The organism is Gemmatimonadota bacterium, assembly GCA_026702745.1.
GTDB lineage: Bacteria > JAAXHH01 > JAAXHH01 > JAAXHH01 > JAAXHH01 > JAAXHH01.
On record JAPPBT010000078.1, the window covers coordinates 22,789 to 47,249 of the forward strand.

21 protein-coding genes and 1 pseudogene are annotated in these 24,461 nt (G+C 62.6%); 13 read left to right on the top strand and 9 right to left on the bottom strand.

Features of this window, described 5'->3' with window-relative positions:
- The first annotated feature begins 5 nt into the window (after positions 1 to 5).
- The 3 genes from OXH56_13100 to mgtE are packed head-to-tail and all read left to right on the top strand — an operon-like array spanning position 6 to position 3,025.
- Entirely contained in the window at positions 6 to 842 is an 837-nt protein-coding gene (locus tag OXH56_13100; GenBank protein ID MCY3556245.1) for a mechanosensitive ion channel, read from the top strand.
- On the top strand, positions 835 to 1,710 hold the full coding sequence (locus OXH56_13105) for a hypothetical protein (protein MCY3556246.1): 876 nt from the start codon (positions 835 to 837) through the stop codon (positions 1,708 to 1,710). Before OXH56_13100 ends, OXH56_13105 begins: the two co-directional genes overlap by 8 nt.
- On the top strand, positions 1,703 to 3,025 hold the full coding sequence (mgtE, locus tag OXH56_13110) for a magnesium transporter (GenBank protein MCY3556247.1): 1,323 nt from the start codon (positions 1,703 to 1,705) through the stop codon (positions 3,023 to 3,025). Before OXH56_13105 ends, mgtE begins: the two co-directional genes overlap by 8 nt.
- Before the next feature lie 30 nt (positions 3,026 to 3,055).
- Here mgtE and OXH56_13115 read toward each other — a convergent pair whose 3' ends face one another.
- Positions 3,056 to 4,048, bottom strand: a complete 993-nt coding sequence (locus tag OXH56_13115; protein MCY3556248.1) for a mechanosensitive ion channel family protein — start codon at positions 4,046 to 4,048, stop codon at positions 3,056 to 3,058.
- A gap of 271 nt (positions 4,049 to 4,319) precedes the next feature.
- Here OXH56_13115 and OXH56_13120 point away from each other — a divergent pair, with 271 nt between their 5' ends.
- Positions 4,320 to 4,766 (top strand): Hsp20/alpha crystallin family protein, encoded by a 447-nt coding sequence (locus OXH56_13120; protein MCY3556249.1) that lies wholly within the window; start codon positions 4,320 to 4,322, stop codon positions 4,764 to 4,766.
- Between the two features lie 160 nt (positions 4,767 to 4,926).
- Positions 4,927 to 5,115: a hypothetical protein gene (locus tag OXH56_13125; GenBank protein ID MCY3556250.1), complete on the top strand. Its 189-nt coding sequence runs from the start codon at positions 4,927 to 4,929 to the stop codon at positions 5,113 to 5,115.
- A 20-nt stretch (positions 5,116 to 5,135) separates the two neighbouring features.
- On the opposite strand, the gene OXH56_13130 is transcribed toward OXH56_13125, so the two are convergent.
- From OXH56_13130 to OXH56_13145, 4 genes are all read right to left on the bottom strand, one after another.
- Positions 5,136 to 6,056, bottom strand: coding sequence for a TIGR04283 family arsenosugar biosynthesis glycosyltransferase (locus OXH56_13130; protein MCY3556251.1), 921 nt, complete (start codon positions 6,054 to 6,056; stop codon positions 5,136 to 5,138).
- Complete coding sequence (locus OXH56_13135; protein ID MCY3556252.1) at positions 6,016 to 7,281, bottom strand: histidinol-phosphate transaminase; 1,266 nt, start codon at positions 7,279 to 7,281, stop codon at positions 6,016 to 6,018. Before OXH56_13135 ends, OXH56_13130 begins: the two co-directional genes overlap by 41 nt.
- Positions 7,278 to 9,533: a bifunctional (p)ppGpp synthetase/guanosine-3',5'-bis(diphosphate) 3'-pyrophosphohydrolase gene (locus OXH56_13140; GenBank protein ID MCY3556253.1), complete on the bottom strand. Its 2,256-nt coding sequence runs from the start codon at positions 9,531 to 9,533 to the stop codon at positions 7,278 to 7,280. Before OXH56_13140 ends, OXH56_13135 begins: the two co-directional genes overlap by 4 nt.
- Positions 9,534 to 9,709: 176 nt before the next feature.
- Positions 9,710 to 10,852 (bottom strand): DUF6051 family protein, encoded by a 1,143-nt coding sequence (locus OXH56_13145; GenBank protein ID MCY3556254.1) that lies wholly within the window; start codon positions 10,850 to 10,852, stop codon positions 9,710 to 9,712.
- Positions 10,853 to 11,047: 195 nt separating this feature from the next.
- On the opposite strand from OXH56_13145, the gene OXH56_13150 reads away from it, so the two are divergent.
- From OXH56_13150 to OXH56_13160, 3 genes are all read left to right on the top strand, one after another.
- Entirely contained in the window at positions 11,048 to 12,988 is a 1,941-nt protein-coding gene (locus OXH56_13150; GenBank protein MCY3556255.1) for a hypothetical protein, read from the top strand.
- 247 nt (positions 12,989 to 13,235) lie between these two features.
- Positions 13,236 to 14,972, top strand: coding sequence for a 2-oxoacid:acceptor oxidoreductase subunit alpha (locus OXH56_13155; protein ID MCY3556256.1), 1,737 nt, complete (start codon positions 13,236 to 13,238; stop codon positions 14,970 to 14,972).
- A complete protein-coding gene (locus OXH56_13160; protein ID MCY3556257.1) occupies positions 14,965 to 15,939 on the top strand; it encodes a 2-oxoacid:ferredoxin oxidoreductase subunit beta in 975 nt (324 codons plus the stop codon). The genes OXH56_13155 and OXH56_13160 overlap by 8 nt, the downstream gene beginning before the upstream one ends.
- Positions 15,940 to 16,049: 110 nt before the next feature.
- On the opposite strand, the gene purU is transcribed toward OXH56_13160, so the two are convergent.
- Complete coding sequence (gene purU, locus OXH56_13165) at positions 16,050 to 16,907, bottom strand: formyltetrahydrofolate deformylase (protein ID MCY3556258.1); 858 nt, start codon at positions 16,905 to 16,907, stop codon at positions 16,050 to 16,052.
- 232 nt (positions 16,908 to 17,139) lie between these two features.
- A pseudogene (locus tag OXH56_13170) lies at positions 17,140 to 17,379 on the bottom strand (ferredoxin family protein).
- A gap of 200 nt (positions 17,380 to 17,579) precedes the next feature.
- Here OXH56_13170 and OXH56_13175 point away from each other — a divergent pair.
- The 4 genes from OXH56_13175 to OXH56_13190 all read left to right on the top strand — a co-directional run bounded on the left by OXH56_13175 (position 17,580) and on the right by OXH56_13190 (position 21,357).
- On the top strand, positions 17,580 to 18,263 hold the full coding sequence (locus OXH56_13175; GenBank protein MCY3556259.1) for a methyltransferase domain-containing protein: 684 nt from the start codon (positions 17,580 to 17,582) through the stop codon (positions 18,261 to 18,263).
- Between the two features lie 107 nt (positions 18,264 to 18,370).
- On the top strand, positions 18,371 to 19,654 hold the full coding sequence (locus OXH56_13180) for a hypothetical protein (protein MCY3556260.1): 1,284 nt from the start codon (positions 18,371 to 18,373) through the stop codon (positions 19,652 to 19,654).
- Positions 19,655 to 19,685: 31 nt separating this feature from the next.
- The gene (locus OXH56_13185) at positions 19,686 to 20,333 is read left to right on the top strand and encodes a site-2 protease family protein (GenBank protein ID MCY3556261.1); all 648 of its coding nucleotides are present in this window, start codon (positions 19,686 to 19,688) and stop codon (positions 20,331 to 20,333) included.
- A gap of 10 nt (positions 20,334 to 20,343) precedes the next feature.
- Positions 20,344 to 21,357 carry a dipeptide epimerase gene (locus OXH56_13190; protein MCY3556262.1) on the top strand — a complete coding sequence of 338 codons (1,014 nt, stop codon included), beginning with the start codon at positions 20,344 to 20,346 and terminating at the stop codon, positions 21,355 to 21,357.
- 557 nt (positions 21,358 to 21,914) lie between these two features.
- Here OXH56_13190 and OXH56_13195 read toward each other — a convergent pair.
- On the bottom strand, positions 21,915 to 22,226 hold the full coding sequence (locus OXH56_13195) for a hypothetical protein (protein MCY3556263.1): 312 nt from the start codon (positions 22,224 to 22,226) through the stop codon (positions 21,915 to 21,917).
- 12 nt (positions 22,227 to 22,238) lie between these two features.
- Here OXH56_13195 and OXH56_13200 point away from each other — a divergent pair, with 12 nt between their 5' ends.
- On the top strand, positions 22,239 to 23,240 hold the full coding sequence (locus OXH56_13200) for a hypothetical protein (GenBank protein ID MCY3556264.1): 1,002 nt from the start codon (positions 22,239 to 22,241) through the stop codon (positions 23,238 to 23,240).
- A 320-nt stretch (positions 23,241 to 23,560) separates the two neighbouring features.
- On the opposite strand, the gene OXH56_13205 is transcribed toward OXH56_13200, so the two are convergent.
- The gene (locus OXH56_13205; GenBank protein MCY3556265.1) at positions 23,561 to 24,301 is read right to left on the bottom strand and encodes a UDP-2,3-diacylglucosamine diphosphatase; all 741 of its coding nucleotides are present in this window, start codon (positions 24,299 to 24,301) and stop codon (positions 23,561 to 23,563) included.
- Between the last annotated feature and the right edge of the window lie 160 nt (positions 24,302 to 24,461).

Genomic DNA, 24,461 nt, shown 5'->3' on the forward strand with positions numbered 1-24,461 from the left:
GTGATATGACCTTACAACAACTCAAAGATAGTGGAATCCAGATCGCGGTATGGCTGAGAGACACCGTCCTGCAGGTAGCGCCGCTCCTTCTGGAGGCGTTGCTATACCTGGTCGTAGGGCTGTTCGTCGCATGGCTGATCAGAAAACTCGTCTCCAGATTGCTGGACAAGGCGGACCGCATCGTGCCTTACGGGAGCATGAAGACCTATGTGAAAGCTTTCATCCAGCGGCATCGCGTACCCGTCCTGCTCGGTGGCATCGCCTACTGGACGGTGATTGCCGTAGTCCTCGCCGTAGTGGCCGACACGCTGGGGCTGGTCGTGGTGTCCAGCTGGCTGGAGGCCCTCGCCGGTTACCTGCCCAGGGTGATGGGTGCCGTCGCCATCGTAGTAGTCGGGTTCATCGGCAGCATCGTCCTGCGCGACGTGATCGAGATGGCGGCCGGTTCGATCGGCCTGGACCTGGGTGATAACCTGTTGCGATTCGTGCGATTCCTGATCGTGGCGGTCGCCTTTCTCCTTGCCGCCGGTCAGCTCGGGGTCGACGTCTCGGTCATATCCGGCCTGATCATGGTCATCGTGGGCGGCGTCCTGCTCAGCGCCGCGCTGGCCTTCGGTCTCGGCGCGCGCGCTTCCGTGAGCAACATCCTGGCGAGCCACTACCTTCGCAAGTCCTTCTCCGAAGGCGAGTACGTCAAGGTCGAAGGCCACAGGGGACGCATCATCCAGATGACCGCCACCGCGGTCATCCTCGAATCCGATGAGGGCCGCGTGGTCGTCCCCGCGAGCGTTTTCAACGAGCAAATCACCGTAAGCGGCCAGAAGCAGAACCCCGATGAATAGCAAGCACGATCTCGTCCAGTCTTTCCTGAAGGCCCATCCCACGGAGGCGGCCAGGGTCCTGGAGCGGCAGCGGGGAAGCGATGTGCTTCGGCTGTTCGAGGACCTGGAGCCCGGGACCGTTGCCTCGGTGGTCGAGCGAATGAACGACCATGCGGCGGCCGACCTGATGGATCGGCTCGAAACCGGGCCGGCCACCCGGGTCGTGGCGGCGTTGCCCTTCCGCGCCATGGCGATCCTGCTGCGTCGGATGCAGTCGAAGGAGGCCGTGCTGGACGGCCTGCCGGACGAAGTCGTCTCCGGGTTCCGCCTGGTGGACCGCTTCCCCGATCGCTCCGTCGGCGCCTGCATGGACCCGCGCGCGTTGACCGCGACCGATGATATGAAATCGGGCGACGTGATCAGTGCCGCGCGCCGTTACCCCGACCGCGTGAGGGACGTCCTCTTTGTCGTCGACCGCGCAGGCGTCCTGATGGGCCTCTCCCCAATGCGGCAGATACTCGGCGCTCCCGCGGAATCGTCTGTCCGGGACGTCATGGAACCCGTCCGGCACACCCTTTCCCCCTACCTGACCCTGCAGGATGCGGGCGATGCGCCCGGTTGGCGTTACAACAGCGAGTTGCCGGTGGCCGACGGCGAGGGCGTTTTTCTCGGTACGATCGGACTCGTGGATATCCAGCGACAGGGCGGCAGGGATTCGGGATACGACCACGAATCGGAAAAAGCCCTGGGCGAGCTGTTCCGCCTGGGATTCTCGGCGTTCGCGGGCGGGCTTCACCTGGAAGCCGACGGAGACCCGGAAATAGAAGGCGGCCAAGATGAAGGCCATGAAGACGAAGGCAACGCAGAAAAGGAATCAGGCCATGAGTGAATCCACCACCCCATCCTGCGCCGATGCGCTGATCCATGAATATGTCCGGCTGTTCCCCGCGGAAGCAGCCTCACACATCGAGCGGATGTCCCCGGAGGAGATCGTGCCGGCCCTGGCCCTGGTCTCGCCGCCGGAACTCGCAGAAACCGTCAGAAGGATGGATCCCGATGTCGTCGCGGCGTGCGTCCCCGCCATGCAGCCCGAGATGATCCGGACCGTGTTTACCCGAGTCGAGCCTGCCGTCGGGGTAAGCGTCTTCGTCCGAATGGAAAGGAAGGACCAGGACAGGGCGTTTTCCCATCTGCCCCATCACCTGGTGAGAGAATACCGGTCGCTGATGTCCTATCCCGCCGAGTCCGCCGGTAGCCTGATGGATTCGCGCGTGACCATGTTCCGGGAGGACAGCACTGTGGAAGAAGCGCTGGTGCAGCTCCGAGCGGTCAAGGGACGCGACCTGCTCGATCTCTGCGTCGTCGACCGGGAGAACCAGCTGACCGGCATGGTACCCCTGCACCGCCTGGTCAAAGCCGATCTGGGTACCCGGCTCACCGAACTTGTGGACGGCGAGTCCATCCACATTCCCGACATGGCGGAGCGGGAGGAAGTCGTCGCGCTGATGGAGAAATACCAGATTACCACCATCCCGGTCGTAAACGCGGATGGATTTCTGATGGGCGTGATTCGCCACGATACGATCTTCAGGGCGGCCCAGGCGGAGATCACGGAGGACCTGCAGACCATGTTCGGCGCCGGCCGGGAGGAACGCGCGTGGTCCCCGGTCTCGTTCTCGATCCGGAAGCGGCTGCCCTGGCTGGAGGTGAACCTCGTGACGGCCTTCCTCGCTTCCTTCGTCGTCAGCCTCTTCGAGGACACGATCGCCCAGATCACCGCTTTGGCGGTATTTCTGCCGATCGTGGCCGGCCAGTCCGGCAACACGGGCTGTCAGGCGCTCGCGGTCGTCATGCGCGGCCTCGCCCTGCGCGAAGTCCGGACCGGCAACTGGTGGCGGGTCACGCGGAAAGAAGCGGCCATCGGGTTTATCAACGGGTTGGTCGTCGCGGCGACGACCGGTCTGGCCGTGGGGCTGTGGACCGGGATACCCGCCTTCGGGCTGGTGATCGGCATATCCATGGTCGCGTCCATGTTGGTCGCCGGCGTCGCTGGCGCGCTGATCCCCCTTCTGCTGAACGCGGTCGGCCAGGACCCCGCGCAGTCCTCGTCCATCATACTGACCACCGTAACCGATGTGGTGGGCTTCATGAGCTTTCTCGGTCTTGCCACGCTGATGATGGGAATGCTGACGCCTACGCCGTGACCTCGCCGTCCGGCCGTCGGGTGGCCATGTTTATTTGGAATCGCCCTGATTCCCGGGTTCCAGGGGCACGTACCTGAACACCGGCGGCAACGACGCTTCTTCCGAAATCTTGTATTCCACGGCCGAATGGGGATAGGCGAAACCCAGCCTGTCGCTGTTTGAGAACGCATTGACGATCTTCGCGACGATGGCCGTGGAGATCTTCTGGCGTTCCACCGCGATGGACTGGTAGCGCAACCGCATCAGGACCCCGGAATCGAAGAATTCCGCCCTCACCTCCGGCTCCCGCCCGAGTTCTTCCACGATCTCCTTCGTCGACTCCCGCGCACAGGCAATGAGCGTCGATTCCGCGAGTTGATAGTCCGAATCATAGGACACCCGCACGGGCACCTCGTCCAGGATGTACTTCGTTTCCTTCGATACCGCGTAGTTGATCACCATCTGGTCGAACAGCACCGCGTTCGGGATCAGGATGCCCCGGTTGGACGATTCCTCGCCGCCCACCGTCCCGCCGACCTCTCCCAGCAGGACATGGGTCGGCGATATGTCAAGGACGTCGCCGCGCACGCCCATGATGATGATGCGGTCGCCGATCTTGAAGGGCCGCTTGATCATGACCATGAGCCACGCCGCCACGCCGGTCACCGGACGCTGCAGCGACCAACCCAGTACCATGCCCAGGAACGCCACGGTCAGCCCCATGGCCGCCAGCGAACCGGACATGCTCACGATCACGAAGACGATGCCCGTAAGGAGGAAGGCGTATTTCCACATGGTAGTGAACTGCAGGACCTGGGCGTCGCTTCGGTGCTTCTCCTTCATGGCCCGTATGACCAGGTTCTTCGAAATCCTGTACAGCACCAGAAGGGCCAGGATCGTAATCACGGCGTAAAGGATTCCGGTCATGGATTCTCCCAGGGCACTGACCAGCATTTCCTGGATCCGCTCCGGGAATCCATTCGATACGGCCTGGGAAGCGGCGGCCTGGAGGGAATCCTGTGCGACTTCCAGCGAATCGTTCATTGCGTCTTCCTTTCCTCAGCGATGCAAGCGATGCAAGCGATACAAGCGATGCAGAACTGCCAAAATGGCAGCCATATGACAATTTGGCATATTCCACTACGCCATATATACAAAAACAGATATCCTTGTTGTCCGCAATCCTTTGTTCAGCCCGTTTATTCAAAATGGCACGGCAGTTGCAATAAGATATGGCCAGTCGACGGTGAATTCACTTTAAGATGGTCGATTCGACAGAAGTGTTTCACTTTTTACTACAAGAAGGAGGATTCAAATGAATCTCATCAGATGGAAACCCGGCGAGCTGTACAGTCTCAGACGCAACATGGACCGCATGTTCGACAGTCTGTGGAACCAGTCCGACGGCGGAGAGGGCACTGACTCCGCGATCTGGACCCCGTCTGTCGACATTGCCGAGACTGAAAACGGCTATGTCATCTCGGCGGACCTGCCCGGCATGAACAAGGAGGATTTCGACATTTCCTTTTCAAACGGCCGGTTGGCCATCTCGGGCGAACGCAAAGCGGAGAACCGTACCGGGAAAGATAACGTGCACAGGATCGAACGGCTGTACGGCAAGTTCACCCGGTCCTTCGATCTGCCGCAGGACGCGGACACCGCCAGGATCGACGCCATGTACAAGGACGGCGTGCTCACCCTCACCATCGGCAAGGCGGAAGAGGCGAAGCCGAAGCAGATCTCGGTGAAGGTCCACGCGTAAGCGCCCTTAAGGTCCGCGAAGCAGGACCCGAAAGGCTTGTAAGCAAGACCCGCGGGGAAGCGCCCGTAAGCAGAATCAGGGCACTTCCCCTTTTTATTGTCTCACTATGACCGGGAAAGTCCAGAGACGCACGAGGAGATGCACTAAGGAGAATACAACGATGAAATGCCGCTTAGGTTCGTTCTTGACCGGTGGACTGCTCGCCGCCGTAGCCGGCCTGGTGATCACTATTCCCGTGCTGATCCTGGTTGAGTATCTGAGATCGAAGGAGAAAGTTTCAACGGGGGCGGGCGACGAACCCGAATCCGAGCTCGAACCCGAAACTGAAACCGATCACGAAACGGACTGATTGGCCGGAATCCAGGATACCTACCGGACCACCCCGTAGAAACGCGCCAGGAACCTGGGCGGGACGAAAAGGGTATAGAGCAGGCGCAGCAGCCAGGTCAGCACCAGCGTGCGCACCGGCCCGCGGCGTTCCCAGCGCCGCGCGGATGTCAGCACGGCTTCGTCGATCCAGTCCAGGCCGCCGGCCTTCTTCAGCCGGTCGGCGAACCGGGCGTCCTCGAAGACCGGAATCCCGGGAAATCCCCCCACGGCCTCGAAGGCCTCCCGCGTGGTATAGATCGCCTGGTCACCGTAGGTAATGCCCAGGACGCGCGATCGGAAATTGGTGCCCCGCGCGATCCACCGGTAGATCCGCTTCCCATGGGCGATGTCGAAACGGAACCGTCCTCCGGCCTTGCCGTGCCCGCGGATTGATTCGGCCACGAGCTCACGCCAGCGGACCGGTAGCCGGGTATCGGCGTGAAGAAACAGCAGCACGTCCCCGGACGAGGCCGCGGCGCCCGCGTTCATCTGGATCGCCCGGCCCCGCATGCTGGATTCGATGAGTCTCGCCCCCGGCCGCGACCGGACGATCTCCCGCGTGCCGTCGTCGCTTCCGCCGTCCACGACGATGATTTCCAGCGCGAACGGATCGGTCGGACCCGGCGACCCGGGCGGCCCATCCTGCCCTGTCGGACCTGTCGACCCAGACGACTCTGGCGGACCGGCCGGCCCAGGCAGACCGGCCGGCTCGTCAGGACGCACCGTACCGCCGGTGAACTGGCCCAGGCAGTCCTCGATCGTCGATGCCTCATTGAGTGTGGGGATGATGACGCTGATCCGGGGGATTCCGGCGCGATACTCATCTCCATGCCCGGGCGTGCTATGATCGGGCAGAGATGCCGGGTTCGATGAGGCTGGCTTATCCGAGGGTCCGTTCCAATGTCCAGATGAAGGCTTCATTTTCTTCCCTCGAACCCGTCGAAACGCGGATGTGGTTCGGTGAGGCCCACTGGCCGGCGCCCGCGCGGACCATGACCCGCCGGGACCATAGCTGGCGGACGATGCGCTGCGTCTCCCGGCCGAAGTCGGCCCAGAGAAAACACGCGTGGCTGGGCATGACCCGGGCGCCGAGCCGCACCAACTCGGCGGTCAGGTAGTCGTTCCCGTCCCATACGGCCTGTTGGGACCGCCGGACGTGCTCCTCGTCGCCCAGGGCCGCGGCGGCCGCGTGGACGGACAGGACGTTCCGGCCCAGGAGGCCCATGGAGAAAGGCGCCAGCCGGTAGATCACGTCTCGGTGGGCAACGGCGTAGCCCACGCGGATGCCCCCTAGACCATACGCCTTGGAGAAGGTCCGAAGCACGATCACGTTTTCCCGTTCCTTCGCGACCTCGATGAAATCCCGGTATGCCGGGTCACGGACGAAATGCACATAGACCTCGTCGATGGCCACGAGGACGTGGGGCGGCACCCGGTCGATGAAATCCAGGATCCGTTCATGGGGCAAAAGCGCCCCGGTGGGGTTGTGGGGGTTGCAGATGATGACCAGGCCCGTGCGGTCGCCGATCTGCCTGCCCATGCCTTCGAGATCGTGGTTTCCGTCGGGCAGGACGGGCGACTTGCGCGCCTGTACCGCGTGGCCTGCGTCACGGAGTTCGTCACCGACGCGCGTGATCTGGCCATAGGAGGGGAGGGCTTCCACGACTTCGCCGTGTTTCATCAGGGCCTGCAGGGCCAGGATCTGGAGCAGCTCGGTCGTTCCCACGCCCAGCATCAGGCCGTGGCGGTCGCCGGTGGCCTTGAAATCGAAGCCCGAAGGGCGGGGGATGTCCAGGCCGTGGTGCCGGATGATGGCCTGCTGCAGGGTGGTCGTGTAGTCGTACCGGTTCATCCAGTCCTGGTACCTCAGCACGGCTTCTATGGCCGCGGGGGAGGCGCCCAGGGGATTCTCGTTGAAGGCCAGCCGCACCTGGCCCGGCTCGAGCCCCACGCTCCTTACGTCCGCTGGACGACGGCCCTCAAGCTGGGCCGCAACCGCTTCCCTTGAATGAAGTCCCGCCGCCAACGTGTCCGCGCCCGCCGGTCCGCCCAGGCCCGCCGCCAATCCGGTCGCACCCATCAGGCCGCCGCGGAGGAAGTCTCTGCGCGACACGGGATCGTCGCCGTTGTATTCGTCAGAGGTCAATTGCCGGGATCCTGCTCGAGGTGGTCGAAGACGTCCTCCGACACGTTGCCGTACTTCACGCCCGTTTCCCGTTCCACCCGGTCCACGCCCTTGATCTTCTTTATGCGGACGATCAGCCGGTCCAGCTGGCTGAGATGTTCCACCTCGATGCCGAAATTACCGTCCGCCATCCCGTCCGTGGTGTCCATCGCGGCATGGGTGATGTTGATGCCGGCGTCGGTAATCGTCCGGGAGATCTCGTTGAGCAGGCCGGGCCGGTCGGAACCGAAGATACGCAGGCCGACGATGAAGAACTGGTCCTTCTCCACGTCCCAGTGCACCTCGAGGCGCCGCTCCAGGTCGTCCACGATGTTCGCGCATTCCTTGTTATGCACCGTCACGCCGCGCCCGCGGGTGATGAAGCCGATGATGGGATCTCCCGGGACAGGCTGGCAGCACTGCGCGAAGCGGATCATGAGATTGTCGATGCCCGTGACTTTGACCCCGCCCCGGGATCTCCGCACCCGATCCACGAACCGCGTCAGCACCGACTCCCTGGGCGGTTCTTCCTCGGAAGGCTCCTCCGGAAGCAGCTTCTGGGCGACCTGGGCCGCGGAATACTCTCCCCGTCCGATCGCGGCATAGAGGCGATTCGCATCGGGCAACCCGTATTCTTTCGCGAGGGCCTCCATTTCGTCGGCAACCTTGCGCTTGACCTTGAGCCGTTTCAATTCCCGGTCCAGCATGTCTTCGCCGAGGCTGATGCTCTGTTCCAGCGTGGCCTTTCTGAACCACGACCGGATCTTGGAAGACGCCTTGGTGGTCTTGACGATATCCAGCCAGTACGAACTCGGCGTCTGGTGCGGTGAAGTGAAAATAGTGACCGTGTCGCCGTTTTGCAGCTTCCCGGCCAGCGGCGCGATGTTGCCGTTCACCTTCGCCCCGCTGCAGTGGAGTCCGATATCGGTGTGAATGGCGAAGGCGAAGTCCAGCACGCTGGCGCCCTGCGGCAGTTCCTTGAGATCCCCGCGCGGGGTGAAGACGAAGATGGCGTCGTCGTACAGGTCCATGCGGAGGTAGCTCATGAACTCTTTCGGGTCGGTCATGTCGGTCTGCCAGTCCAGCGCCTGGCTGAGCCAGTCTTCACGGCCCTCACCGTCCTGGACTTCCTCCCTGCCTTCCTTGTAGAGCCAGTGGGCGGCGATCCCCACTTCCGCGATCCGGTCCATTTCCCGCGTGCGGATCTGGATCTCGGCCGTTTCCCCGTTGGAGGCGATGATCGTGGTGTGAAGGGATTGGTACATGTTCATCTTGGGCCGGGAAACGTAGTCTTTGAAGCGATCGAAGATGGGGGTGTAAAGGGTATGGATGATCCCGAGGGCGTGGTAGCAGTTGGGCACCGTGTCGGTCACAACCCGCAGCGCCAGCAGGTCGTAGATCTCCTCGAAAGGCCGGTTGCGACGCTGCATCTTCGTAAAGATGCTGTAGAAATGTTTGGCCCGGCCGTTCACCGTGGCGTCGATGCCCGCGTCCTTCAGGGCCTTGACGATGGGCTGGCGGATCTCGTCGATCAGCTTCTCCCGTTCCGCCCGCTTCTGGTCCAGCTTGCTCGCGAGATCCCGGTAGACGTCGGGAGACAGGTATTTCAGGCTGAGGTCTTCCAGTTCGGACTTGATCTTGGCCATGCCGAACCGGTGGGCGAGCGGCGCGTAGATCTCCCGGGTTTCGAGGGAAATCCGCTGCTGCTTCTCTTCTTCCAGGAAGGACAGCGTCCTCATGTTGTGAAGCCGGTCCGCGAGCTTGATGAGGATGATGCGCACGTCCTTCGCCATGGACACGAGCATCTTGCGGAAGTACTCGGCCTGGAGTTCCTCCTGGCTTCTGAAGGACAGCCCGGTGATCTTGGTGACGCCGTTCACCAGGACGGCCACTTCCTCGCCGAATTCCGCGGCCAGTTGTTCGATGGTCACGTCTTCCACGTCTTCCACCACGTCGTGCAGGAGCCCCGCCGCGATCGTCACGGCGTCCAGTTGCAGGCCGATCAGCGTAAGCACCACCTGCGTGCAGTGCACCATGAAGGGCTCGCCCGACTTGCGGACCTGGCCGGCGTGGTGCAGGGTGCTGAAATGATAGGCCCTTTCGATGAGGTCCAGCTGGGCTTCCAGCGCCTCGTCGGAGTCGATTTCCGGATGGGAAATGGCGTACTGCTCCAGCAGTACCTGGACCGGAACGATCGAGGAGTGGGTAAGGGCGTTTTCAACCGTGGCAGTCATCGGGACATTCGCCTCGCCGGCCCGACTGGGGGCCTGAACGCGCTTGACAGGGCTGCGGGACATTTTAAACTATTGCTTGCCCCATAGGTCAACCGACGCGGAATGCGTGTGTAACGTTTCTTATTTACAATAGGTTATCTTATATACTGTTAGATAACGGGCGGAAGGGACCGTTGTCAAGCCGGTTTTGACGGGCCCGGGAACAGGAAAGCCGACACTTCGTGGATGAATCGATCGAAGGCGGATCGGTATTCCGGCCCGATGCGGTGGGCGTTCCGGAGGTTCCTGATCATGGTACGGGTCTCCTTTGCGCGCCGGTCGTAGCGGTCCGGCAAGGGTTCTCCCGTGGTGAAGGGGAACTCGTGCACGCCCAGGTCGAGGCGCAGGACGGGTGCTGGAAGCAGGTTCCATTCGGCCTGATCGGCCGATATGACCCGGTCGGCGGGATTGACGACGACCAGCAACCGGTCCTGGAGTTCTTTCATGCGCGCTGCCAGGGCGTCGCCGTGAAACAGCACCTCCTTCAGCCAGCGCAACGGTAGCCCGTCCGGGAATGACCCGCTACGAAGATACGCGGACAGCCCCTTCGCGGCCGAATAGTCCATGATGAACAGACTTTCGGGGCGGATGCCGCCGAGGGGTGCGCCGGACGCGAAGAGGGCAACCCGTGCATTGGAGAACCGGCCGAAGGGATCGGCCAACAACAGGACCAGGGCCAGGTAGCCACCCGCCGAGTATCCCAGGAAGCGCACCCGCGTGCCGGCCCTGCAGGATACATGATCACCTGCTTCGATGTGCGCGACCAGGTCCGCGGCGTCGAAGAAGGACTGCAGCCCGCCCAGGCAGTACCGTTCGGGCGCCCGGTCCAGCCTTTCGCTGATCCGGCCGTTGAAGGGGCTGGTCCGGCCGTTACCGGTCATGGCGGCGCGGCGGGAGGCGATCCGGGTCTGCTCCTGAACGCCCCAGAGATCCGATCGTCTCCCCACGTGGAAGGACAGGGGGAAGAGGATGACGGGGATGCCGAGCCGCAGGGCGAAGCTGGCGGACCAGGGCAGCATCCTGGCGTAGCTGCCCTCGTTCAGCCCGTGGAAGATGACCAGGGCCTCGCCGGCCCCCGCCGCGGGCAGACCGACCGGTTCCACCATGAGGTAGCTGAACCCGCGGTTCTCCTCAATGTCCCGGTCCTCCGGCAGCAGCAGGCCAGTCCAGCGGGACTCGAAACGCGGGCGGCGCAGCCGGAAGCGTCCGTCGTCGACCGGATCGCCGCCCTTCCGGTACAGCCGGTTCAGCTCATCGGGCTCGTATACGTTTCCAGACATCAAGACCGTTCCCCCCGGGGTCTGTCCGGCACACCGAAGACCCGAAACGCGTCCGATCCGGTCTGCGCGTCCGATTCAGGCTATGCGTCCGGCTCGGGCATCTGGCGACCTCTAGCGCGTCCGATCCGGGTTGCGCGTCCGGTTCGTGCTACGCGCCTGGTTCGCGGCGGATGAACCTACCGCGCTTATTTGAATATGCAACCACAAGACCCCCGCCGCGTGACCCTCCGCTCGATCCTGATCGGGATCGTCCTGGCTGTTTTCATCAGCCTGTGGATCCCCTACAACGTCTGGGTCGTGCGCGGGACGTTCATGGACTTCGAGCACGTCTCGGCGTCCCTGATGGCGCCCTTCCTGTTCTTCGTCATCGTCGTGAACGGCCTGCTGCGAAAGTACCGCCTCACGGCCACGTTCACCACGTCGGAACTCCTCGTCATCCTCGCCTTCGGCCTGATCGCGTCCACCGTGCCGTCCCACGCCTTCATGAGCTATTTCATCGGCGTGATCACCACCCCGTACTATTTTGCATCGCCCGAAAACCAGTGGGTAGAGGTTTTCTTCCAGTACCTTCCGGCCTGGCTGCTGGTCGACCCCGAAGACCACACCATCCGCTGGTTCTACGAGGGGCTGCCCGCCTACGCCCGGCTCCCGTGGCGTCCCTGGATCGTCCCGCTCTTCTGGTGGGGCACGTTCTTCATCGCCCTGTTCTTCGCGGGGTCCTGCCTGGTGGTGATCCTGCGGAAACAGTGGATCGTCCACGAGAAACTCAGCTTCCCGCTGGCCCAGGTCCTCGCCCAGGTCATCGACGAACCCGGCGGCCATTCGTTCCTGCCGCCCTTTATGCGTGGCAGGCTTTTCTGGATCGGGTTCACGCTGCCGCTCGTCGTGATCGGCTGGAACATGGTCGACTACTTCACGCCGATCGGGGTGATCCCCATCGGACAGCCTTACGCGACGGACCTCGTCATCGGCCACCTGTTCCCCGCCATCAAGATCAAGATCAACATCTACCTCCTCTGTTTCGCCCTCTTCTCCCCGGTGGACATCCTGTTCAGCATCTGGGTCTTTCACCTGCTGGCCATCCTCGAGTCCGGCGGCATGAACGCCGTGGGCCTGCTCGAAACCGGGGCTTCTCCGGACGCCGCGGTGCGGCTGCAGGAGATCGGCGCCCTGATCGTATTCGTACTGTGGGGGTTCTGGATCGCCCGGCGCCACTTGTGGGACGTGGCGCGGAAAGCCCTGGGCCGGGCGCCGGAAGTGGACGATTCCGAGGAGTTCTTTTCCTACCGGGCGGCCGTCCTCGGCGTGTTGCTCGGCGTGGCCTATATGGCGGCCTTCCTGCACATGGCCGGCATGAGTCCTGTCATCATGGCGCCGTTCCTGTTTCTGCTCTTCATCTTCTACGTCGGCGTGGCCCGGATCGTGGCGGAAACCGGCCTCGTCGCCCTCGATCTGCCCATGAACTCCCACGAGTTCCTCATCCGCGGGGTGGGCTCCTCCGGCATAGATCCTTCGTCCCTCACGGTCTTCGGCCTGACCAACGCCTTCGCGCGGAACTGGAAGACCTTTACCATGGTCTCCGTCTCCCACATCACCCGGATCGGGGACCGGGTCTGGACCGACAAGAAGCTGATGTTCGCCGTGATCTGCGGGGCTTTCGCCCTGGCGTTCCTGATCGGCGCCGCATACACCGTCTATTCAGGATATGAGACCGTCGGCGCGTCTCAGTTCGACCAGTGGGCGTTCACCACCGGGAACATCCACTTCTTCGAGAGCGTCAAGGTATGGATCCAGAACCCGACCCGGTTGTCGGTCATGGAGACCGCCTGGTTTTTCCTCGGCGGTCTGGTCATGATGGTGCTGATCTTCCTCCGGTACAAGTTCCCGGGCTGGCCGCTCCATCCCGTGGGACTCACCATCGCCCGCGGGGTGGCGATCGACAACGGGGCCTTCACCCTCTTCGTCGCCTGGGCGGTCAAGGTCCTGCTGCTCCGGTCCGGTGGCATCAGCCTGTTCCGCCGCGCCCAGCCGCTGATCATGGGGATGCTGGTCGGGTTCTGCACGGGGCTCGTCCTGTCCAACCTCGTGGACATCATCTGGTTCCCGGGACAGGGCCACCGGATACACGGCTGGTAGGCGTTTCGTACAACCGGTCACGCGGCTGGCAGGCGGTCGGAACCCGCAAGGCATGCGTCCGACGGCGTTCAGGGTCTCCGGTCACGCGGCCGACAGGCGTCCCGGGCCGCCGATAGACCCGGCTTGCGAGGGTGCGGGAAATGTTGCGATTCCATGACGAATAGAATTGACATCCGGGTGCCTAACTCCATATAATCAAATGGTTTTGTGAATTTGAACCCGACTGGAGATCGACGAGGGCTGCTTGATGGATCAGCTTGACCTGACTATACGCATCGCCGGCGAGAACGGCGAAGGCGTGCTTACCGTCGGCGACGTGCTGGCCGAAGCGCTGGCCCGGTCCGGACTGCACATCTATACCTTCAAGAACCTTCCCGCCGAAATCAAGGGTGGCGCGTCCATGACCCAGGTCCGGGTGCAGGACACGCCCGTGCGCTCGCCGGGCGACGCCCTGGACATCCTGATGGTCTGGAACCAGGAGAACTACGACATTCACGTGGGCGAGGTCAAGCCTACCGGCGTAGTGATCTACGATCCCGACGAATGTGACGCGGACGAGAGCCTGGCGCTGACGCAGATCGGCGTGCCGCTCCAGACAATTACGAAGACCGTCATCAAGACGATGAAGTCCAAGAACGTGCTGGCCTTCGGGATCCTGACCGCCTGCCTCGGCATTCCCTTCGATTCGGCGAAGCAGATGGTGTCCGAGAGCCGGTGGGGACGGCGCAAGGAGTTTCTCGAGTCCAATATCAACGCGTTGAAGCAGGCCTACGTATACGTGGACGAAAACGGCATAGACCTGGGCCTCCGGGTCGCCGTGGAACGCAAGAACGGACACGCCCAGCTGATCATGACGGGGAACGACGCGCTCTGCATGGGCGCCCTGGCCGCCGGTTGCCGGTACTACGCCGGGTATCCCATCACGCCGGCCAGCGACGTCATGGAGACGCTGGCGAAAGCGATGCCCAGGGTAGGCGGCGTCCTGATGCAGACCGAAGACGAGATCGCCGCCATTACCGCTTCCATCGGCGCTTCCTTCACGGGCGCGAAGGTGATGACCGCCACGGCGGGGCCAGGCCTTTCCCTCATGGTCGAGGCCCTCGGCCTGGCGACCATGGAGGAGATCCCGCTCGTGGTCGTCGACGTCCAGCGTGGCGGTCCGAGTACCGGCATGCCCACCAAGACGGAGCAGTCGGACCTGAACCTGGCCATCCACGGCGCCCACGGCGAGGCGCCCCGCATCGTGATCGCGGCGACCAATACCGAAGACTGTTTCTACACGGCGGTCAAGGCCTTCAATCTCGCGGAGAAGTACCAGACCCCGGTCATCCTGCTCAGCGACCAGCATCTCTCCCAGCGCGCCCAGGTCATGTCCCGCCCCGATCTGAGCCACGTCGAGATCGTCGAGCGCAAGCAGCCCGAATTGAACGGGAGCGAGTCTCCCGGGGAATTCGACCGGTACGAGATGACGGAGGACTACGTCTCCCCCATGCCCTTGCCGGGTCGCCATGACCAGCATTACGTGGCCACGGGGTTGGAACACGACGAGCACGCCCACATCGACTACTCGCCCGAAGCCCATATCCGCATGACCGAAAAGCGGCATCAGAAGATCGAATCCGCGGTGAACGAACCCGGATTCGTCCAGCGGTACGGCGCGGAGGACGCCCAGCTCGGGCTGATCGGCTGGGGATCGTCGGAAGGTCCAATTCTGGAAGCGCTGGACCGGACCCTGGCGAAGGGGTACAAGGTAGCCGCCCTGATATTCAAGATGCTCCATCCCCTGCCGGAGAAGGAAGCCCGCGCCTTCATCGAATCCATCCCGGTGGTTTCCGTGGTGGAACTGAACGCCAGCGGGCAGTTCGCGAACTACCTGCAGGGCCGCCTGGCCGTTTCTCTCCAACGGTTCAACATCATAACGGGACTGCCCTTCAAGGCGGGCGAGATCGAGGAATATATCGAAGGAGTGCTGCAGTATGGCTGAAGTCCGAACGGCCGACACGGCCAAGACCACGGCGCCCGAGCGGGCCGGTCAGGCCAGTCAGTCCGAGCCGGCCAAGCCGCCCAAGCCGGCTGCAAAACGAACGCTCAAGGACTACCGGAGCGAAGTCAAGCCCACCTGGTGCCCCGGTTGCGGGGATTTCGGCGTGCTTGCCGCATTGCAGCGCGCGCTTGCCGAACGCAACCTGGATCCAAAGGACGTGGTCATCGTTTCGGGCATCGGCTGTTCCGGCCGCCTGCCTGAATTCGTCAACGCTTACGGCCTGCACGTGGTGCACGGACGGGCGCTGCCCGCGGCCCAGGGCGTCAAGGCGGCCAATCCCGACCTGACCGTCATCGCCGTCGGCGGCGACGGCGACGGTTTCGCCATCGGCGGCGGCCACGTGCCCCACGCCGTACGCCGCAACCAGGACATCACCTACATCGTGATGGACAACCAGGTGTACGGTCTGACCAAGGGCCAGCCGTCACCCAGCACGCCCACGGGGATGCAGGCGTTGCGGCGCAGCGTTTCCATGCCCAAGATGGCGCCCTACGAAGGCGTGCTGGAAGGCCAGTTGAACATCCTGGCCATGGTGATCGTGTACGGCTGCAGTTTCGTCGCGCGCACGTTCTCCAGCCAGGCGACGGAAATGGCGAAAACCATCGGCCGGGGGCTCGATCACCCCGGGTTCGCCTTCGTCCACGCGATGAGTCCCTGCCCCACCTTCTACAACACCTACGACCCCTGGAAAGAGTCTTTCATGCCGTTGCCGGACGAGTGGGACACGGGCGACCGGATCAAGGCGATCGACATGGCCATGGAAGAGGTGGGCGACGGCGTCTTCCACAGCGGCGTGTTCTTCCAGGACGTGTACCGCACCTACACCGACAAGCTGCAGGATGTGTACGCCAAGGCCTACGGCGACGAGCAGGCGACCATCGACGCCCTGATGGACCAGTACGCCTGAGCCTGCGGCATCGTTCCACTCAATCCGGCGCTTCGAGCCGGCCGCCTTTAGTCCCGGTCCGCCCTTCCCCCGGATCGGCTCACCCTTAAATCCGCAGCTTCACCTGAACATCACCGGAACACCACGGTACGGCGACCGTTGATCAATACGCGCCGCTGTATGTGGTAGAGTACGGCCCGCGCCAGCACGATGCGTTCGATGTCGTGCCCCACGGCCGTCAGTTCCGCCGGAGACATGCGATGGGTCACGGTCTCCACGTCCTGCTCGATGATCGGACCTTCGTCGAGGTCGGCCGTCACGTAATGGGCGGTGGCGCCGATCAGCTTCACTCCGCGCCGATGGGCCTGGTGGTAGGGCCGGGCGCCCTTGAAACCCGGCAGGAAGGAGTGGTGGATGTTGATGATGCGGCCCGCCATCCGCTCGCAGACCTCGGGGCCGATGATCCGCATGTACCGGGCCAGCACGACGAAATCGATGTTGTTTTCCTCGATCTCGTCGATCAGCCGCTCCTCCTGCTCTTCCTTGTTCTCCGGCGTGATGGGCAGGTGCAGGAAGTCGATGCCCGATTCCGTCGCCAGTTGTCCGGCGTCCGGGTGATTGGAGATGATCAGCGGAATATCCAGCCTGAGCTTGTCCATGCGGGTGCGGTTCAGCAGGTCCAGCAGGCAGTGCAATTCCCGCGACACCATGATGAGCGCCCGCGGCCGGGTGTCGTCGGAAGAGAGGTCCCACTGCATCTCGAGCTCATCCGCCAGGGGTGCGAAGGTCCGCCACAGGGACCCCAGCGTTACCGGACCGCCGAAATGCACCCGCATGAAGAACCGCTCGCTGAACGGATCGATGTACGTGTCGCTTTCGATGACGTGGCAGCCCTGTTCCGCCAGCCAGCGGGTCACGGTGTAGATCAGTCCCGTGCGCTTGGGACAGGACAGGGCCAGCAGGAAGTTCTTTACGGTGCGTGTCTTCATTAATGGAGACCGTTACCGTGGGTGGGTGGTTTGGCTGCGTACCGCGTGTCCTCTTCGGTGGGCAGGATCGAAGATGAAGAGGGCATGATGGCGGACCCTGCCGCAGGGCCCGGTTGCCGGGGAGCGGCGGGCGGGATCAGGCGGAACCGGGCGGAATCGACGGACGCTGGTGTGCGAATGGCGTGCACTGGCGGCGCTCCGCCCTGGCCTGACCGGCGCAAGGCCGTCAGTCGTCCGTGAAGAAGTCCGCGTTGATCTGGATGTAGTTCTGCCATTCGTCCGGAGTGTCTTCTTCGGCGAAAATGGCCTCAACCGGACATTCGGGCTCGCAGGCGCCGCAGTCTATGCACTCTTCCGGATCGATGTACAGCATCCGTTCGCCGTCCTTGGTGTGAATGCAGTCCACCGGGCATACATCGACACAGCCCTTGTCCATTACGTCAATGCATGGCTCTGCGATAATGTAGGTCATCCGAGTCTCCTCGCTAAACAAGCTTTCTTGAAACAAACCGGCTATGAGGATGCGTCGAACCCGGTATCGTCGGGAACAAACAATCATACCGGGCAACGGTTTCGCCGCCAAAATACCGTAGTATAATAGTCGGCGCGCCATGGCCTGTCAAGCCTGAATTCGTTTGACCGCGCGCCTGTTCTTCCTTAAGTTCAAAGGCCATGCCACCGTTCGCCGTACCCACCGAGCTGGCCCGCCGTTACGACGTCTGTTTCAAGTCCATAGCCATTGGCAAGTGGGTGAACCTGGACATGCTGGCGGTACGTGATCCCGATGTGCTCATCGACGAAATCGACCCGGAATTCTACGATGAGGATGAACGCCTGCCCTACTGGGCGGAGATCTGGCCCTCGGCGATCGGTCTCGGCCGTCACCTGTTCGAGTACCCCGCGCCCGCCGGTTCCCGGATCCTGGAGCTGGGCTGCGGCATCGGCCTGGCCGGTATCGCCGCGGCCGCGGCCGGACTGGCGGTCACCGCGTGCGATTACGAGGAAGACGCCCTGGCCTTCGCCCGGTACAACGCCCGGCTGAACGCCCTGGATGGACGCGTATCCTTCCGCTTCCTGGACTGGAGAAACCCGGATCTCGACCGCAAGTACGCCATTGTAATCGGTTCGGACATCCTGTACGAAAGGCCGAATCACGACCCGATTCAGCGCCTGCTCCATGAAACGCTGGAAAAGGGCGGCATGTTCCTCGCGAGCGATCCCGACCGCCGGGCGGCCGCCCCATTCGTCGAATCCATGATCGCCCGGGGATACCGCCACAGCGCGCAGCCCCGCAAGGTGAAATTCGAAAGCAAGGATAACCGCGTTATCGTCCACCGGTTTCTCAAGGCAGACTGAACCCGTTGCCCTGGGCCCGCTCAACCTGGGCCGCCGCCCCTGGGTTGGCCGCCCTGGGCCCGCTGTCCTGATCTTGCTGACTGAGTCCGCTGCCGATTGGATGGGACATGAAAGAAGCCATCGACCAACTGCCGGAGGGGATCCAAGAGCAACTGTGCCGCGCCGGCCGCCTGGCCGATGAATCGCGACTGGCGCTGTACCTGGTCGGCGGGACCGTGCGGGATCTGCTGCTGGGACGTACCAGGACGGACATCGACCTGGCAGTGGAAGGAGACGGTATGGCGTTCGCCGACCGGCTGGCTCGGGCGTTCGAAGTCCGCTCCACACCGAATCCCCGGTTCCTGACAGCCACCGTGGAAATGCCCGGAGGCCACAGCCTGGACGTGGCCACGGCCCGCAGCGAGACCTACGAACGTCCGGGTGCGCTGCCCAGGGTGGCGTCCGCGACTATGGACGTGGACCTGGCGCGGCGGGATTTCACGATCAATGCCATGGCGGTCTCGCTGAACGGACGAAGCTTCGGCGAACTGGTCGATCCGTTCGAGGGCAGGGCCGACCTGCGAAAGAAACGGGTCCGCATCCTCCACGACTGGAGCTTCATCGACGATCCGACCCGCCTCTTCCGGGCCGTCCGGTTCGAAGAGCGCCTTCGGTTCAGGCTCGAGGACGGGACCGAACGAAGGTTCCGGGAAGCGGTCGCCGGGGGCATGATCGGGAACCTTTCGGGTCCTCGGTTGCTCGAGCAGTTGAAACTGGTCTGCTTCGAACCGGATCCCTGGCTGGTCTTCAACCGGCTGGAAGGACTCGAGGTCCTGAGGGCCATCCACCCCGCCCTCGGATCCGACGAAGGACTGAAGACGCTTGTCCGGGAGATCAGCCCCTCCGGCGCGTCCGGCGGCCTGGCGTCTCCGGCCCGCGACGGCTGGTGGATCCTGTACCTGGTGGCGCTGTTCGGTCCGCACCGGGCCGAGACTTTGCAGGGCGTCGTGGACCGGCTGAAGCCCAACCGGCGCCTTCGGAAAGCCATCGAAGACATGTCCCGGTGGTCTGCCGTAGAGCGGGCCGTCGAGTCAGGGGAGATCGAAACGCCGGCGGACTTCTTCCGCGCGGTGCGAACGATTTCGGAGGACACCATGCTGTTCGTCACCCTGACCCACCCGGACGACGGCATGCGGAAGCGTTGCGAAACCTTTTACCACCAGCACCGGCACATGCGCCTGTCCATCGACGGAAGTACGCTCAAGGACCTGGGCATCGCGGAAGGTCCGGCTTACGGCCGGATTCTGGAGGGTGTGCTTTCGATGAAGATAAACGGTGAAATCGGTACCGCGGAGGAGGAACGAAGCGCCGCGCGGGATCTCGGGTCGCGCCTTCACCCCCCCGAGCCCTGAATGGATCCGCTAGCCTAGCAAAGGAGTATCCATGCCCGACTTTACGATCCTGTTCGTCGCCATGCCGGCGATCCTCTTCGCCCTGACCTTTCACGAGTACGCCCATGCCTGGGCGGCGTGGAAACTGGGCGACCCCACGGCGCGCAGCATGGGGCGGCTTTCGCTTAACCCTCTGGTGCATCTCGACCCGGCCGGGACCATAATGCTGATCATCACCGTCATGAGCGGATTCGGCATCGGCTGGGCGAAACCCGTGCCGGTGGATCCCCGCTACCTGCGCAATCCCCGCAAGGACATGCTCTGGATCGCCCTGGCCGGGCCGGTGTCCAATATCATCCTGGCCTTCATCCTGGTGGGCGTCTTCACCCACATGCCCTCGGGAGGCGCCCTGACCGACACGCTGCGCCAGATGGTCCGGTACGGCATCATCATCAACCTGGCGCTGGCCTTCTTCAACATGCTGCCGATCCCCCCGCTGGACGGGTCGCGGGTCCTGAAGGGACTGCTGCCCCCGGCGCAGGCGCAGCGCTACGGCCAGCTGGAGATGTACGGCCCCATGCTGCTGATCGGCCTGATCATCGCGGACCAGATGCTCCGGCTGGGTATCATCCGGACCTGGATCGCCGTGCCTGCCCAGATCAGCCTGCGCCTGATGAGCGAGATCTTCAGTAGCTTCTAACGAGGTCTTCATGCGGCTAAGCGTCGAGACGGTCCGCCTGGACCTCATCCATCCCTTCCGCATTGCCCGCGAGGTCAGCGACCACAAGCACAACGTGCTCGTGCGCATCTCCGACGGCGAGTTGTCCGGCACGGGCGAAGCCGCACCTTCCCGCTACTACGGGGAAGACGCCGATACGGTCATCCGGGCGCTGGAGAAAGTGCCGCCGCTCCTCGGCGGTGATCCCTTCGAACTCGAGGGAACGGCCGATCGCCTCGCGTCCGCGCTTCCAGGCGACCCCGCGGCGCGCGCGGCCGTGGATACCGCACTGCATGACCTGGCCGCCCAGCGGCTTGGCATACCGCTTTACCGGTGGCTCGGTCTCGATCCCGCGAAAACGCCCGTCACTTCATTCACTATCGGCATCGACGAGCCGGCAGCCGTCCGCCGCAAAGTCCGCGAGGCCGCGGGATACCCGGCGTTGAAGATCAAGCTCGGTTCGAAGAAGGACCTCGAGATCATGCGCGCGATCCGGGATGAAACGGATGCGCGCATCCGGGTCGACGCCAACGCGGGATGGACGGCGGACCAGGCCGTGGAAATGGTCGGCCGCCTGTCCGAGTTCGGCGTGGAACTTGTGGAGCAGCCCCTTCCCCCCGGTTCGCCCGCGGACTGGCGCAGGGTGCGGGAAGCCGCGCCCATGCCGGTCTTCGCCGACGAAAGCGTACTGGTCTCTCCGGACGTGCCCGCCATGGCCGGCCTTGTGGACGGCGTCAACATAAAACTGATGAAGTGCGGCGGGGTCCGCGAAGCGCTCCGCCTCATCCACACCGCCCGGGCCCACGGGATGCGCGTCATGATCGGCTGCATGATCGAAACCTCCGTCGCCATTACCGCCGCGGCCCACCTCTCCCCTTTGGCCGATTTTGCCGACCTGGACGGCAACCTGTTGATTTCCAACGATCCCTTCACCGGGGTAACCGTTCGGCAGGGACGCTTGATTCTGCCGGAGGGACCGGGAATCGGCATAGTACCCAGGTCATAGGCAAGCTCCCCTCGCCAGGGCCGCAGGCCCAATCACTGCTCTTAACCGCCCCATGACGCACGTCGGAAGGGATTCCCGTCGACTCCGATGCACATATTACCTTTAAATTAACTAAATGTAACGTATTGAATGCGAATATGCCTTCGCGGTTCCAGCCATCCGGTTCCCGGGTCTGCATTTCGCTGGCCCGTATTCAGGGCGTTCCAGGCCAGGATGCCCCGTAATTACGGGCTGAAACGGCTTATCCGATCACAAAAACACAAAAAAGTGTTGACTAAGATTAATCAAAGTATAAATTAAGCGAAATAGTAGTTAGCTATGATTCGATTGAATTAATGATATCTGCCCGCATCAGGAGTGATTCACGTCGGGCGACGCTGACATCCGCACAATCTGCGACAGTTTCCACACTGTCCAATACGCGCAATGCACTGGACGGGAAAGGAGGACATATAGAACGGTGCCGCTAAGCATCATCCATTTTACAGCAAAGGGTAACATTCGATAAACGGGAGACGACAATGCATTACCTCATAGTACTCGTGATTGCGTTCGCGCTATCCATGATGGGATGCGAAGGCAAGACAGGCCCCTCCGGCCCCACCGGTCCTCAGGGCGCGGCTGGTCCGCAGGGTGTGGCCGGCCCTGCCGGCAATCAAGGCGCGGTTGGTCCGCAAGGTCCCGAAGGTCCGCAAGGCCCCGAAGGTCCGCAAGGCCCCAAGGGCGACCAGGGTGATCCGGGTCCCGCCGGTCCCGACGGTCCTCAAGGCCCCGCTGGCCCGCAAGGTCCCGCCGGTCCCCAGGGACCCCAGGGCGAGGGCATCGACGCAGATCAGATCATCGGTAGCGGCGTACTGTCCGATATTCATCACATCAAGTTGATGCAGGATGGCAACGACAAGAAGATCGCCGTGTTTGACGCGCCGGATTACGCACTCAGGGAAGGTACGGAAAACACCATGGATCTGATCATGGCCGTGGGCGATATGACCATGATCGCCGCAAAGGCCGCCAGCCAGAGCGGTATGGCACTGCCCATCACGTTCGACTGGGCTTCCGATTCCGACGCCGTTACGGTCGACGGTGGCGCCATCGACGCCGTGTCTTCGACCGGCAAGGCGACGGTAACGGTCACCGCGGTGGGACGAGGTGTGGAAATCGACCTGACCATCAAAGTGCTCGACCTGATCAAGCGGATCGAGTTTGCATCAGGCCAGGCGACCTCTTATGTGCTGCCGGTCGGCGGTTCGATCGATTTGATGACACCTGTCGCCTACAATGAGGAAGAAGAAGGCGAAGTTATCGACGGCGCCGAAGCGCTGATTGACTGGGTAAGTTCCGATACCGACGTTGTCAGCGTGGACGGGAACACGATCACGGCGGAAGGCAGAGGCAAAGCCGAGATCACGGCCCAGGGTCAGGGGGTTACATCCAAGGCCAAGGTCATGGTCACCGTAGCCGGCGGTACCGGGGTCATCAGGTACGTGATGAATCCATACCCGTCCAGTACTGCCGACCGTACCAGGACCCTGACGCTTGCCGTCGAAGACGATCCAGCCACTACCGACGTGAATGAAACGGTGGCGCGATCAGTAGACCCCGTCACGAATATCGTGCTTCGAATCCAGGTACTCGAGGTCGGCCCTGACGGCAGGACTTCGAACAATGACGACTCCCTGACCGCGACCGTCCGAAGCCAGAACCCGGACGTGATCACCATTCCCGAAAATCAGAACCCGGCCGTGATAGCTAATGCTTTAGGGACAATTACCATCCCAACCGCCGAGGAGTGGATCGTAGGTCATGGTACAGCGTATCTGGTGGTTTCGATTCCCGGGGCAGAGGACTTACCCCTGGCTCCGATCTTCATCAACGCGCCCTGAACCGTCGTTACTGGTCGCATAACCGTTCACCAGGTTCGGGATAATCCGGGCCCGTAGCCAGGGTGCAGATAGAGTCCTGGAAGTACCGCGAAAGTTCTGGGGTGTCGCCTGGGATTATCCAAAAATGGGGTTAGGATCCTCCTCCGAGGATCAGCCTTCGCGGAAGCCTCATGCATTTGTATCAGGCATCCTGGAACACCTTCCCGTTCGCCCTGAGTAGGAGCTACGGCCACTGAAAGGGGCGAGCGGCCTGATATTCATAGCCCCGGTGCGGGTACGTGCCGGGGCTATGTCATTGAAGGATGTTCTATATTCCGCGCTTATTCCCCATGGGACCCGTACCGTTCCAGGGTCATCACTCCGTCGCACAGCAGGCCATAGGTGTCGTGCTGCAGCCAGTCGCCCAGGTTGATGTAGACCTTGTCCTCCTTATGTTGCAGTGTCGGACAGTGGATGTGCCCGAAGACCACCGCATCATAACCCTGGTCGAGTAGTGAAAAGGCCAGGTCCCGGTAAGCTTCCCGCGGGTCCCACGCCGTGGGTGTGCCGTGGCGCCTGCTCAGCCGTGATGCCAGGCGGCCGATCCTGAAGCCGCAGTCCGGGTGAATCAGTTGAAACAGGCGGATGCTGACGGCGCTGTGCATGATCTTCGAGAGCAGGCGGTATCCAAGATCCCTGGATATGAGCCCGTGACCGTGGGCGATATAGATCTTCCGGCCGTGATGGGTAACGGTCAGTGGTCCTTCGGCCGTTTCCACCCCGACCTGCTCGTCCAGGAAGGTCCCCAGCCAGAAGTCGTGGTTTCCGGCGAGGTAGGTGACCGGGACGCCGCTCTCGACCAGCGAGCTCAGCGCGTGCAGCACCGTGTAGTGCTGGCGCGGTACTACGGTGCGATATTCGAACCAGAAATCGAATAGATCGCCCACGATATACAGATGGCCGGCCCGGGCCCTGAGACTTCGCAGGAAGTCAAGCAAACGGCCTTTTCTCTCTTCCTCCGCCCCGTAATCGTCGATTCCGAAGTGGGCGTCGGAAATGAAGTAGACGGGTTTAATACTCATATCAGGCACCAGGACCGAAACAGGCCGGCATACGCCGGTTTCCCGGGGATCCAGGGGGACAACTTTGGATTGACATTTCGCCGCGTGCGCGTTAATTAAAATACAATAGGACATATATTTAACTAACGAAATCTTTGGTCGCAATCGCAGTGCGCAATCG